Raw genomic sequence first — 12,587 nt, 5'->3', positions numbered from 1 at the left:
ACTCTGGACATAGCGAGGGCCAGTCCCTATAATGCCCTCGCTTTTCACAAAGTATGCGCACCCTTAGCTCAGCTGGATAGAGCGTTGCCCTCCGGAGGCAAAGGTCATAGGTTCGACTCCTATAGGGTGCGCCATCTCAGCGAGACTTTCCTTGATAGTACCCGCTTACTAAAAACGTCATGTGTCCAAATTGTGGTCGAATATTTTCGGACTAACGTTTCATAAACTAAACTCAGCTTGCCACTGTACATTAATAAGGTACTACCATATTAAAAAGGCGAAAGAGTGTTAAAACCCAAAGCTTTGTTTCCTCAACAGTTCATAGACGGGCACCCGATTCATCAAGGGGAAGAGTTTGGAGTGCTGTGTTGGAATACGCAAAAACTTACTGAGAGAAAAGGTTTTCAGCGCACCCTAGAGCAAGTTTTAGCAGAATCTCCCTGTTTGTTTTTGTTGCTGCAAGAGGTGAAGTTGAGTGCGAAAACTAATTGGTTTCTTCCGCACTGGTCTTATGCTGTTGCGCCGAATATGGAAACACGTCGTTCTGTTTATGGTGTCCTCACGGCAAGTCGGTATGGGTTTAAAGAAGCTCAGGCAAGGCTTAGTAGAAAGCGCGAAGGCATGTTCGCAACACATAAAAGCTACATGCTCTCTTATCACTCACTAGCTGAGGGTGGGTCATTATTAGTGGTCAATGTCCACGCGATTAACTTTGTTCGTGCGCGCCGATTTTCCCAGGAAATAGAGCTCATCAAACAAGAGATATTAGGACATAAAGGACCACTTATTGTGGCTGGTGATTTTAACGTTTGGAGTCGCCGGCGCCGCCTAAGCTTGCTGCAGTTCTGTCGTAGTGTGGGTCTTCGCCAAGCCATTATGGTCGACCCCCATCATGTTAAAGCCTACCGACAGCACCCTCTTGATTTTATCTTTTATCGCGGTCTTGCGTTGCAGGAAACAATAGCGATCGATACCAGTACAGTGTCTGATCACAACCCGCTTTATGCGCGATTTAAGCTATAGCCATTCTTAACTTGGCGTTGCTTTATCACAAAAAAGTGAGCCCCTGCTACAGAGCTCACTTTCCTTAAAATATGTATATAAACCCAAAGCCGATTTCGGCTTCGTAATTACTACGAGCGATTGGGCTATCGCGAACGTCACTACTGTAATATTCAAACAAGGCTTCGCCGTAGAGCTGCCAGTTGTCATTGATGTAGTGGCGATAGTTGTAGTCAATGCCAATTGAGCGTAATCCGCCACTCATTGACGTTTGCGGTAGGGCGGACGCTGCGGCTTGACCTGCATCTATGCCGAAGCCTTTATTGGCGTACTCGCTGTCGTGAAACGTTGCCACGACATTAATTTCTGAGCCAGTGCCATCCATTTGCTCGCCAAAGCGGCGGCCGACACCAAACAGCGCGAGATTTCCTTCATCACTTGCTACAACACGGCTGACTAACCAATAACGCCAATCGTCATCAAGTGCGCGGCGTGCTTGCAGCACCAGTTCAGCCCCTTCGTCCTGATCACCAAGCCCATCCAAATAGCCGTCTTCGGAATCATTCTCTTCACGGCCTTCATCGAAGCCAATGGCTGCCTCTAAAAGCCAGTGCTCGGCGCGCAAACCACGCCAGCCGAGTGCTTCACCCGCAAAGTAGAAAATGTTGTCACCGCTACGCCATTGCACAGCGCCCGCAGGCTGAGGCTCAAATTCAAATTCGTCCGAACCTTCGTAGGCGGTTTCGTATTCAACCGTTAATCCCAGACCAAAAGCCCAGCCATCCTCTCCTTTAGAGAAGTCGTCTTGTGAGGGTAAGGGCACCATCGCCGTTTTTTCATCTTGTGCCATTGCCGTTTGGGCGGTTAGCCCGCTGATGCACACAGCAAACAGTAAGCCAGTAAATCTTTTCATGTCGAACTCACTCTAATAAGTGTTGGTCATATTAATTCTGGTTCTAAAGCAGAAAAACGCAAAGTTTTTGTGATTAGATCAAACGCCGGCAATAAAGGTGAGAGGGTCACCAATGAATGGCGGCCAGAAACCCCGTTAGAAATATACTTAAGTACATTGGGGCGTAGCGTTCGAGACGTTAAAGATAATGCCGCAAGAAGAGTTCAACCTGTTCAATCGTTTCGAGTTGTCCCGCTTGCGCTTGCTGAACAATCTGATGTTTAAGAGGGTGATCGCTGGTTTCTTCAAGGGCACTCAAGTTAGAAATAATATGGGCTAGAGCAGCATGAATGTTTCCTTCAAGCAAATAAAACTGGCAGCTTTGCACGATGCCGCTTATGTAATCATCGATATGCTCGTCTTCCATTCTTAGCCTTGCATGTAATTAAAGATGTCGCGTTCTGCTTCGTCTTGAAAATACTTAGATAAATTCAGCCAATACTCACCACAATCTTGTATGTTGTCGTCCTTGTCGAAGCGACATATTTCGTATATCGGCTTTCCGGAAAAGGGCTTACCGTAAAATTTAGGTCGGTATTGGTAAGAGTACCCATAGAGATTAGAAAGCCCCTCTTTATCAATAAAGGTCACCTTAAACGTATCATTATTATCAACACGTCTCGCATGTACGGTTGTCAGCTTTGCCGGAAAATCTTTCGACTTTAATAACGCCGTGAACTGATAAGGGCCGATTTCCTCCACCAACGTAATATGGATAAGATCAGCAGGTACTTGAGGGTGATCAAGTTGACCGTATGAACCAAACGCCTTTTCTGCTTTTTCTACGCTGCTTTTCACCACTCGTTTGGCTAGTGTTTGCTGAGACTTGGAGAGTTCACCCGCGACTTTAAACTCTAACAAGTCTTCATATTCATAGTAGTGCAGCGTAGAAGCGACGACTCTTGCTTTGCCAGAGGTAAATACGTGTAAAACCTGCCTCTCCGTTAAGTTTACAGGATCCATGTACTTTTCATCCCCCTCAATTTGCTCTAGCAGAGTATGGGACAGGCAAACGCGAAACTCAGTATAGGGTGGTTGCTTTAGGCACAGGGTTATTGTGCCGTTTAAATAGACATCAATAGGGTACTGGACGCCCGAGGTTGCTTCGACGTATCCCGTAAAGACCCCGGAGTCCTCAATGTTATCAATATAAACGGTTTGGTTGGTTATGGAGTTTGATAATAACGTAGCTTGCTCGGCTGGTTGAGGCAGACCGGTTTTGCTTTGCATAGCGAGCGTTGCAAAACTGATAAGGTAGATAAAACTCGAGCACAGGGTCGTGATGTAACGCATTGAAAGCTTCCAACTCTTAATTTTTATAAGAGTTTAGTCGAGTGTTATGAAAAAGTTAAGCTTAACGCGTACTAAAACAGCTGCGTAATGCCCAGCAAAATAGCGTAACGACCCGATTTACTGACGAAAACCAGAATCAGGAACTGCCAGAAGGTGAGTCGAAGCATACCGGCAATAAAGGTAAGGGGATCGCCAATAAATGGGGCCCAGGCCATAAGGAGAGACCACTTACCGAAGCGCTCAAACCAGCGATGACCACGCTCCAGAGATTTAGGTTTGAACGGGAACCAGCGACGATCCTGATACTGCACCAGGAATCGGCCCAGAATGTAATTCACCACAGACCCTAACGTATTGCCAATTGAGGCCAGCCACCATATCGCCCAAATGTTGTAACCCATCTGTTGAGCACCCGCGACAACAAACTCTGACTGAGCGGGTAAAATCGTAGCGGCGAGAAATGCTGTAAGGAATATGGTTAAGTACATAGGACCATAGTTATTTTGAGTAGCTTACATCGATTAAAAACCATATTACACTTACGTAAATAAACACCGTTATAGTTTATGTTGAGTGAAAGACAACAGGAAGCAAACTCAATGACTGAAAAAATGATTGTCGCGTGCCCTTCATGCCACAAGAAAAACCGCATTGCGGTCGATAAGAGAAACGAGAACGCCGTCTGCGGTCAGTGTAATTCATCGCTTTTTAGCGGAGAAGTTATTGTCGTAAATAGCGATGAATTTAGAGCGCATCAGAGTGCCGATATGCCGTTAGTTGTCGACTTCTGGGCGAGTTGGTGTGGCCCTTGCAAACAATATGCCCCTCACTTCGAACAGGCGGCTATGAATATGCGGTATGACGCTCAATTTTTAAAGATAAGTACGGAGCAAGAGCCCCATTTAGCACAACAATATGCTGTACGAAGTATTCCGACAACATTGTTGATTAAGAATGGACAGGAGGTGGCGCGCCAGGCGGGTGTTATGTCTGCGTTACAGCTTCAGCAATGGGTAGGCCGCATTTCATAAGCGGCCATACCCTATTAATTAAAGACCCTGTTAACGCTTTTCTTTTTCTAATAAATCTAAGAAAAAGGCGTATTCCAGCGCCGTGTTTTTTAACCGTGCAAAACGACCCGAAACACCACCGTGACCAGCTTCCATTTCTGTTTTGAACAGTAATAGGTTGTCATCGGTTTTGTAGTCGCGCAGCTTAGCAACCCATTTGGCTGGCTCAAAGTATTGTACCTGAGAGTCATGCAAACCAGTGGTGACTAATAAGTTAGGGTAATCCTGCTTTTTGATTTGGTCATAAGGTGAATAGGAAAGCATGTAGTCATAGTACAGCTTCTCTTTCGGGTTGCCCCATTCATCAAACTCGTTAGTCGTTAGCGGGATACTTTCGTCTAGCATGGTGGTGACAACATCGACAAAAGGAACATGTGCAGCAACACCCCGATATAACTCGGGAGCTTGGTTAATTACAGCACCCATGAGTAAGCCGCCGGCACTTCCGCCCATAGCAAATACTTTATCTTTTGCTCCATAGCCTTTCTCAACGAGAGCTTTAGTGACATCGACAAAATCGTTAAAGGTGTTTTTCTTGTTTAGCTTTTTGCCGTCTTCGTACCATGGGCGGCCAAGCATTTGTGAACCACGAATATGTGCAATAGCAAAAACGAAGCCGCGATCTAATAAACTCAGACGGTTACTGCTAAAGCTCGGATCAGAGGTAGAGCCATAAGACCCATAACCATACTGATACAGCGGGTTGGTACCATCTTTGTTGAATTTATCTTTGCGGTAAACCAGCGTTACCGGCACTTCGGCGCCATCACGTGCAGTCACAAATAAACGCTCAGACGCGTAATTGTCAGCATTAAAGTCACCCAGTACAGGTTGCTGTTTTAAAAGCGTTTTATCTAAGCTGTTAAGGCTGACATCATAATGACTACCGGGTGTTGTCATGCTGGTGTAGTAAAGGCGCAACGAGTCGTTGTCGAGCTCATTATTACCGTATAGGTAAAGCGTGTAAGCTTGGTCGCGGAAGTTTAGTTGCTGGTCGTTATTGGTATCCAGGTTGCGAACAAACACCTGAGTTTGACCGCGCTGGCGTTGTTTGTAAACCAAATGCTCGTCGAACAATTCAATATCTTCCAGGCGAGTATCGGCTTTGTGAGGAATGACTTCTTCCCAGTTCTTTTTGTCGCCGATCTGGCTTGCCCTTACGCGCATTAGACGAAAGTTCACGGCGTCCAGATTGGTTAATACATAATAGTCGCTGCCGTGTTTGGCAATGCTGTACTCCAGTCCATCTTCTCTTGGCACAAACTCAACAGGCTTGGCGTTTGGATCGTTTGCGTCAATGAGCGAAACCCCAGATGACTCTGTGGCATCGTGAATAATATAAACTTTCGAATCGTCTTTGCTCTTGGCTATGCCAGTATAGAAGGTCGTATCCTTCTCTTCATAAACGAGTTCGTCTTCTTGTTGCTTGGTACCGAGTGTATGGCGGTAAACTTGGTAGCCTAATAAGGTTTGAGGATCCTTTTTAATGTAATAGAAGTGCTGACCATCGTTGCCCCAGACAATACTGCCTGACGTGTCTTTAATCTGGTCAGGAAGCAGTTCACCTGTTTCCATATCTTTCAGTTTGATCTGATACATACGGCGACTGACCGTATCTTCGCTGTAGGCCATCACTTTGTCGTCTGGGCTTATAGCGAGTGTACCTAGCGAGTAATAGTCTTCACCTTCAGCAAGTTTGTTGACGTCGAGCAGAACTTGCTTGTCAGTACCTTCGAAGTCGGTGCTTCTAACGTAAATTGGGTATTCGTTGTCGCCACGCATTTCAGTCGAGTAAAAATATTCGCCGTCGCGTGTGGGTACTGAATTGTCATCCTTCGCTATCCGGCTTTTCATTTCTTCAAATAGCGTTTGCTGTAGCTGTTCTGTGTGAGCCAGTTTCTGTGCTGCATATTCGTTTTCAGCTTCGAGATAACTGAGAACTTTAGGATCTTTGCGTTCGTCGTCTCGCATCCAGTAGTAATTATCGATGCGAGTATGACCATGAATGGTCATTTCGTACGGTATTTTTTCTGCGACAGGGGCTTGCACACTGTCAGAGCGAGAGCTTTGGCTCGCCGGTGAGCATGCCTGGAGGAAAGCCGCACCCAAAAAGGCAATATAAAGTGCTTGTCGTCTATGCATTTGAATTTCTCTTTGTGATTGTTGTTTTTAAATTAAGTTTGGTAGAAGTCGTTTCATTACCCGGTCGCTAAAACCGCTCTATTTCGACCGCTTTGCTTCGCTTTGAAAAGCGCTTCGTCTGCGCGAGTCAAATCGTACTGGTAGTCCGGATGACCAGAGTAAACGGAGATACCGATACTGACGGTGACGTCTATTGTTTGTCCGTCTAATAATTGAAAACTTTCTTTGAAAACGGCCGCTCGTATTTTTTCCGCTAACATTTGCGCTCTTTTCTCATCAACATCGACGAGTAAGACCATGAATTCTTCACCTCCGAGCCGAAACGTATAATCCCCGCTTCGGGTGGTATTCGTCAGTAAAACAGCCAGTTGCTGTAAAACACGATCGCCGTTGTCATGACCATAGGTATCATTAATTTTCTTGAAGTGATCAACGTCTATAATGAGTGCGGCGTATTTTTCTCCGCGTCGTCGCGCCATCTCAAGTTGCTTTGACATAACGGCCGGCAGAAACTTACGGTTAAGTAACCGGGTAAGAACGTCTTTTCCTGCCTCCAGCTCTTCACTTCTTTGGAACAGGCTATCAACGCAATAAAGCACGTTTTTCAACGCAGCCCGTAATTCGCGTATATGCTTGATGGTCGGGCGTGCATCACCTTCTAACGTCGGAAGAAGGTTGTTATCGATATTCTCCATTTGCTCCAGCACCTGGTTACATTCAGGCGCTCCCTCAAAGGCATGCAGGCCTTTGTGACGGAACCAGAGTCCAAATTCGGACTGTGTAATGCGCATGACTTTATTTTTACCATCGGCTTCAGCATACGAATAAAGCAATTCATTTTCCCAATCCAGCAATGCTGCACGCTGAAACTCTTTCTCGCGACCGATATTTTGGGTAATTGAGAACAGTCGGTATGCCTCTTCTTCTCGGCTATTTCGCTCACTGTTTTTATGATACGCAATTGACATGATCTCTAAGGCTGTATCGATAAGCTGTGAAAAGAAGTTAAAATCTTCAATTGATGGAGCGTGTCGATTTAAATATTCCTGCTTCAATACTCTGCCGCCTCTTGAAACCAAATGTACGGGGATATTAATTCGACCGTGTACTTCGCCGATGTGAAGCTGGGTCTGAATGGTATTATCCAGGTCTTCCTCTCCCACATTTGGATCGAAAAGCTTTGTGAGCCAAGTTTGGAGTGAGCCTTTAAGGCGTGTCTGTACGACTTGGTTGTCTAAATACTGAGAGGCCTCTTTATGAGAAAGCATCACCTCATAAAAAGATTCAGCCAGTTCCGTTTTAATCTGACAGACGTTTCTTGCGATCTGTTGACGAGTTGACTGAGTCACGCTCTTTAGCGTGATGGCGTAATCCTGTTTTAGCTGATCAAGAAACATCTATTACTTTATCCTTAACAAATTTTAGGCTGGCACTGCATTGTAAAAAGCTCAAGCGTATTGAAACTCAAATTTACCATGATTCCAGCCTGGTTATTACTCTTCTTTAGCTGCCGATTTAGCGATGACGTTTTAACCGTTGCCTTGCACATTTGAAAGGAATTTTGATCTAAATCATATAACCTTACTTTTAACGTGGTTATTATGCAGCTTGTCGCAATCAGTTAACAAGTTATTAAAAAGATAGCTAATTTTTATACGTTTTTTTAACAATTTGAAGTGCGCTGAATACTTCGCAGCTTTGGGATGCCTTTATGAAACAAAATCTTCCAATAACGGGAGTAGAACAAGAGTTTTCAAATAGAGCGAATATTTTATCAACGACGAATTTAAGAGGGCAGATATCCTATATAAATCAGGACTTTGTTGACATTAGTGGGTTTTCCCAAGATGAGCTGATAGGTCAAAGCCACAACATCGTCCGGCACCCAGAAATGCCTCCATCCGTTTTTAAAATGTTTTGGTCCGATTTGAGAGCTGAACGGTCATGGATGGGTATTGTTAAAAATCGTTGCAAAAACGGTGATCACTATTGGGTCGATGCCTACGCTACACCGATAAAGAAAGAAGGCAAAGTAGAGGAGTATCAGTCGGTTCGTCGTAAAGCTAAGCCTGAATTTGTAGAGCGGGCAAAGGCTGTTTACGAGTGTATAAATAAGGGCGCTAACCATCGAAAAACGAAGCAGCCTGTACCCTTTCCAGTAAAGTTAGCGATGGCTTTTTCTTTATCTTTTATTGTGCCATCGGCCGCTTATCTTTTAGGAGCCGGATTACTCACGTTTTGGTTCGCATCGTTGGTGAGCTCGGCTATTGTTTTTGCCGTAATTTTGACTCTTTTGAAACCAATACAAAATGCCGTCGCTGCTTGTGTAAAGATATCCAACGACCCGGTTGCAAGGTTCGTTTATACAGGACGGTCTGATGAAGCAGGGTCAATTCTGCTCGCGATTAAAAAGCTGGAATCTGAAAATGCAGCTCTTGTTGGCAGAATAAATGACATGTCCGGCGCTTTATCAGAAAGCACCGATAGTTTAAGTAGCGCGGTTGTTCAGTCGGAAACTGGCACGAAAGAGCAGTTTGAGCAGACCGAGCTTGTGTCTGCCGCTATTGATCAAATAACCAACTCAATACACAGCGTGGCTAATCATGCGAATGAGGCAGCTGACGCCTCCAGCAATGGTCATCGGGTAGCGACTCAGGGGAAGGTAACTGTTAATGAGAACTCTCAATCGGTTAACTTACTTAAGAATCAAATAAGTAAAACGGCACAACTGATTAATGAAGTTTCACAGAATAGCGGCAGTATCGAAAATATCCTTAACGTTATAACGGGAATTGCAGAGCAAACAAATTTGCTGGCGCTAAACGCAGCTATCGAGGCAGCCAGGGCCGGAGAAACAGGGCGCGGCTTTGCTGTGGTTGCAGGAGAGGTTCGATCTTTGGCGAATAGAACTCAGGATGCAACGGAAGAAATACGTACCGTTATCGAGCAACTTCAAACGGGTGTTAACAAAGCCGTTAAAGCGATGAGTGACGGTGAACAAATGGCTGCTGAGAGTGCCGAGAAAAGCTCTCAAACTGCTGAGAATCTTGAGCAGATAGTGGCCGCCATCACACAGATTTCAACTATGAGCCAGCAGATAGCCACCGCGATGAAAGACCAGGGCATAGCGGCTCAGGAAATTAATACCAGTATTGGCTCGATAAGGACGAATGCTGAGCAAAACTTGGAGGCAGTAAAGTTGAGTAGCGATGTTAGCAACGCAACGGTCGCTATTACTAACCGCCTTGAACAACTGACCGCCCAGTTTTGGGAAAGCCAACAACATGGTTAGCTTATGCAGCAGTTAACGCATCGCTTTGTTAGTAATGAGCAATTAACGAGTTTTATTGATCGGCACAGGCTTAGAAATGAGCGAGGTATGGTGCAGGTGGCTTCGGGCGTTAACGAAGAACAAATTGCGCCAATTTTAAAGCGATTGAGGCGACTCTTGCCCGAATTCTCAATCATTGGCTCGTCAACGTGCGGAGAAATAGTTCAAGGGCAGTGCTACTCAAATTCAGTCGCCTTACAGTTCTGCCTTTTTAATAAAGGAACTGAGGTAGTCGTTACCCCTCTTGATGAAATGACAACTCAAGAAGGTGAGTTAAACCTCCCATTTTTATCCGGGGCTTCCCCAAAAGTGGCCATTATTTATGTTAATGCCTTTAGCGTAAACCCAGATAAGGTTATTGAGCATTTGTCGGCAGCGAACCCGGACTGCTGCGTTGCCGGTGGGGTTGCCGCTGATAACGGTCAGTTTCAATCGGCATACACAATAGCTGGAGACCGAATTCTAAAGGCTGGCTCTGTGTGTGCGTTTTTATATGGTGAGAATCTACATTTTTCTGTGGACAGCTATCAGGGGTGGAGACCGATAGGGAAAACGTTTACCGTAACTAAAGCGGCCGGAAACCATGTGTATGAGCTCGATAGAAAGCCTATTCTTACGGTCTATCAAGAGTATATTGGCGAACATATTGCGGAGCAGTTCCCCAGAAATGTTATTGAGTTTCCCTTGATGATTCGCCGTCGGGAGTGCTTTGTCTTGCGAGCACCTATCGGTTATACGCATTGTCAAAGCGGTATAAAGTACGCGGGCACTGTTAAAGAGGGCGACAAAGTCTCGTTTTCTTTTGCAGACGTATCGGCCATTTTGGCGTCAACGCCTGAATTTGAACCGCAACCGAATGTTTGTACGCTAACTTTTGCATGTGCTGCCAGACGCTCCTTCTTAAGAGGGCGTATGAGTGAAGAGGTTGAAAGAGTAGCAGCAAAGACATCGGCTATTGGGGGCTTTTTTTACGGTGAATTTTCAACCATTGAGGGTAAAACGGAACTGTTAAACTTGAGTACCACAGTTTTGCAGCTTAGCGAAGAACCACTTAAACGATCCTGTAAGAAAACCACACAGCAGTCGTTGCCAAATTCAACTCAAGCATTAGCAAATTTAGCGAGTAAAGCGAGCCTGGAGCACGAAGAGCTGCTTTTTTCCCTGCAGCAGCACCAACGCGCGTTAAGCAAGAGCTCTATCATATCGGTCACCAATTCAATGGGTGTCATTACCTATGTTAATAAAAAGTTTGAACAAGTAAGCGGCTATGGCGCTAATGAGCTAATCGGTAATACCCATAGCGTCATTAGACATCCTAAAATGAAAGACAGGGTGTTTCAGCAGTTGTGGCACACCATCACCGCGAAAAAACGCTGGCAGGGACTTCTTCGTAACCGCCGCAAAGATGGCTCTTCATACTATGTAAAAACAGTGATTTATCCCATCACGGATGCAAGTGGTGAAATAAAGGAGTTTTTTAGCATTCGCAACGATGTGACTGACATCGTCACGGCCAGAAAAACCATCCAGAAGCACAATATTGACACATTGACTCAACTACCAAACCGAGCAAAGCTCTCAAGGGACTTGGAACGAACGCCGGTTGACTGTGTGGCTATCTTGGATGTGAAGAACTTCAAGGTACTTAATGACTACTGGGGGGTTAACCATGGTGATTTTATCATTAAGGGGATAGCGGAGCGGCTGCGATCATGCTGTATGAATGACTCGCTTAAGGTTTACCATATTAACGGTGCGGTATTTGCGCTCAGACCCCTTAAACCAATTTCCACTGAGGCTTTCAGAAGCCAGGTACTGCGTATTAAAGACGCACTCGAGTTATCGGATATCGTTATTGACGAACACCACCATGAAATTAATTTCTCAATTGGTATAGGCGCCTCTTCAAAGCGAGCCTTAGCTTATGCTGAGAGTGCTGCTATCGAAGCGAAAAATGAACACTTTATTACAAGCATAATTATTAAAACAGAGGACTCGCAGGCAAATAACTTCTACTTTTGGTTAGAAGAAGTAAGGCTTGCCTTACAGGAAGAAAGAGTTCTTCCGTACTTTCAGGAGGTCGCGACAGTTGCTGAGAATCCGCTGCCAAATAAGTACGAGGCTTTAGCCAGAATTCAGTTACGTAATGGCGAGGTGGTTTCTCCTGGGGTGTTTTTGAACTATTTAAAGAAAACACGTTATTACCCTCAGCTAACCCGGTTAATGGTCGGCTTTGCCGTCAAGCAGTCCATTCTTTCTCGGTGTCCTATTTCAGTCAATTTAGCGAGTCAGGATATTCTTAATAGGGAGACCGTTAACTATATTACCGATGCCTTGCAGGGGAACCCTGAAGCTAAGATCATTTTTGAAATGACGGAAACCGAATCTATAAAAGACTTTAATGCGATGAATCGATTTATTCATCATATTCGTTCGTTTGGCGCAAAGGTTGCCATTGATGATTTTGGTAGTGGGTACTCAAATTTTGTCTACTTAGTTGAGATGAAGCCTGACTATATAAAAATAGATGGCTCTATTATTAAATCGATATGCACGAACAAAAACAGTCTCCATGTTGCTCGAAGCATTGTCGACTTAGCCAGGGGGTTAAACATTAAGACGATTGCTGAGTTTGTGTGTGATAGGGAAACCTTAGTGACCCTGACGGAAATCGGGGTGGATTATGCTCAAGGGTATTTTATTGCTGAGCCAAAAGCAGAAATAACGCATTAGTAAAAGTCCCATCTTAATAAACAAACTCGCCGTTTATTTTGAATGAAACAGCGTTTAAAAGCTT

10 protein-coding genes and 1 tRNA gene are annotated in these 12,587 nt (G+C 44.9%); 5 read left to right on the top strand and 6 right to left on the bottom strand.

Annotated elements, in window-relative coordinates; translation table 11 throughout:
* Positions 1 to 57: 57 nt before the first annotated feature.
* Positions 58 to 134: transfer RNA gene (locus EST55_RS06845), tRNA-Arg, on the top strand.
* 151 nt (positions 135 to 285) lie between these two features.
* Complete coding sequence (locus tag EST55_RS06840; RefSeq protein WP_129496929.1) at positions 286 to 1,023, top strand: endonuclease/exonuclease/phosphatase family protein; 738 nt, start codon at positions 286 to 288, stop codon at positions 1,021 to 1,023.
* Between the two features lie 64 nt (positions 1,024 to 1,087).
* On the opposite strand, the gene EST55_RS06835 is transcribed toward EST55_RS06840, so the two are convergent.
* The 4 genes from EST55_RS06835 to EST55_RS06820 all read right to left on the bottom strand — a co-directional run bounded on the left by EST55_RS06835 (position 1,088) and on the right by EST55_RS06820 (position 3,735).
* Positions 1,088 to 1,915, bottom strand: a complete 828-nt coding sequence (locus tag EST55_RS06835; RefSeq protein ID WP_129496928.1) for a MipA/OmpV family protein — start codon at positions 1,913 to 1,915, stop codon at positions 1,088 to 1,090.
* 178 nt (positions 1,916 to 2,093) lie between these two features.
* Positions 2,094 to 2,321: a hypothetical protein gene (locus EST55_RS06830; RefSeq protein WP_058576521.1), complete on the bottom strand. Its 228-nt coding sequence runs from the start codon at positions 2,319 to 2,321 to the stop codon at positions 2,094 to 2,096.
* 2 nt (positions 2,322 to 2,323) lie between these two features.
* The gene (locus EST55_RS06825; RefSeq protein WP_100691076.1) at positions 2,324 to 3,247 is read right to left on the bottom strand and encodes a hypothetical protein; all 924 of its coding nucleotides are present in this window, start codon (positions 3,245 to 3,247) and stop codon (positions 2,324 to 2,326) included.
* 71 nt (positions 3,248 to 3,318) lie between these two features.
* Complete coding sequence (locus EST55_RS06820; RefSeq protein WP_088769256.1) at positions 3,319 to 3,735, bottom strand: YqaA family protein; 417 nt, start codon at positions 3,733 to 3,735, stop codon at positions 3,319 to 3,321.
* Between the two features lie 111 nt (positions 3,736 to 3,846).
* On the opposite strand from EST55_RS06820, the gene trxC reads away from it, so the two are divergent.
* Positions 3,847 to 4,278 carry a thioredoxin TrxC gene (gene trxC, locus EST55_RS06815; protein WP_129496927.1) on the top strand — a complete coding sequence of 144 codons (432 nt, stop codon included), beginning with the start codon at positions 3,847 to 3,849 and terminating at the stop codon, positions 4,276 to 4,278.
* Between the two features lie 30 nt (positions 4,279 to 4,308).
* Here trxC and EST55_RS06810 read toward each other — a convergent pair whose 3' ends face one another.
* Both EST55_RS06810 and EST55_RS06805 read right to left on the bottom strand, forming a co-directional pair.
* Positions 4,309 to 6,459 carry a S9 family peptidase gene (locus EST55_RS06810; protein ID WP_129496926.1) on the bottom strand — a complete coding sequence of 717 codons (2,151 nt, stop codon included), beginning with the start codon at positions 6,457 to 6,459 and terminating at the stop codon, positions 4,309 to 4,311.
* Between the two features lie 56 nt (positions 6,460 to 6,515).
* A complete protein-coding gene (locus EST55_RS06805; RefSeq protein WP_129496925.1) occupies positions 6,516 to 7,856 on the bottom strand; it encodes a GGDEF domain-containing protein in 1,341 nt (446 codons plus the stop codon).
* A 314-nt stretch (positions 7,857 to 8,170) separates the two neighbouring features.
* Here EST55_RS06805 and EST55_RS06800 point away from each other — a divergent pair, with 314 nt between their 5' ends.
* Both EST55_RS06800 and EST55_RS06795 read left to right on the top strand, forming a co-directional pair.
* Positions 8,171 to 9,751 carry a PAS domain-containing methyl-accepting chemotaxis protein gene (locus tag EST55_RS06800; RefSeq protein ID WP_129496924.1) on the top strand — a complete coding sequence of 527 codons (1,581 nt, stop codon included), beginning with the start codon at positions 8,171 to 8,173 and terminating at the stop codon, positions 9,749 to 9,751.
* Positions 9,752 to 9,754: 3 nt separating this feature from the next.
* Positions 9,755 to 12,523 carry an EAL domain-containing protein gene (locus EST55_RS06795; protein WP_129496923.1) on the top strand — a complete coding sequence of 923 codons (2,769 nt, stop codon included), beginning with the start codon at positions 9,755 to 9,757 and terminating at the stop codon, positions 12,521 to 12,523.
* Positions 12,524 to 12,587 lie beyond the last annotated feature (64 nt).

Source organism: Idiomarina sp. 29L, from assembly GCF_004123135.1.
Lineage (GTDB): Bacteria > Pseudomonadota > Gammaproteobacteria > Enterobacterales > Alteromonadaceae > Idiomarina.
Note: the sequence above shows the minus strand (reverse complement) of the source record. Positions and strands in the feature narration are given on the sequence as shown.

Coding starts and splice junctions, on each gene's coding strand:
- EST55_RS06835 (WP_129496928.1), bottom strand. CDS start 1,915: ATGAAAAGATTTACTGGCTTACTGTTTGCTGTGTGCATCAGCGGGCTA.
- EST55_RS06830 (WP_058576521.1), bottom strand. CDS start 2,321: ATGGAAGACGAGCATATCGATGATTACATAAGCGGCATCGTGCAAAGC.
- EST55_RS06825 (WP_100691076.1), bottom strand. CDS start 3,247: ATGCGTTACATCACGACCCTGTGCTCGAGTTTTATCTACCTTATCAGT.
- EST55_RS06820 (WP_088769256.1), bottom strand. CDS start 3,735: ATGTACTTAACCATATTCCTTACAGCATTTCTCGCCGCTACGATTTTA.
- trxC (WP_129496927.1), top strand. CDS start 3,847: ATGACTGAAAAAATGATTGTCGCGTGCCCTTCATGCCACAAGAAAAAC.
- EST55_RS06810 (WP_129496926.1), bottom strand. CDS start 6,459: ATGCATAGACGACAAGCACTTTATATTGCCTTTTTGGGTGCGGCTTTC.
- EST55_RS06805 (WP_129496925.1), bottom strand. CDS start 7,856: ATGTTTCTTGATCAGCTAAAACAGGATTACGCCATCACGCTAAAGAGC.
- EST55_RS06800 (WP_129496924.1), top strand. CDS start 8,171: ATGAAACAAAATCTTCCAATAACGGGAGTAGAACAAGAGTTTTCAAAT.
- EST55_RS06795 (WP_129496923.1), top strand. CDS start 9,755: ATGCAGCAGTTAACGCATCGCTTTGTTAGTAATGAGCAATTAACGAGT.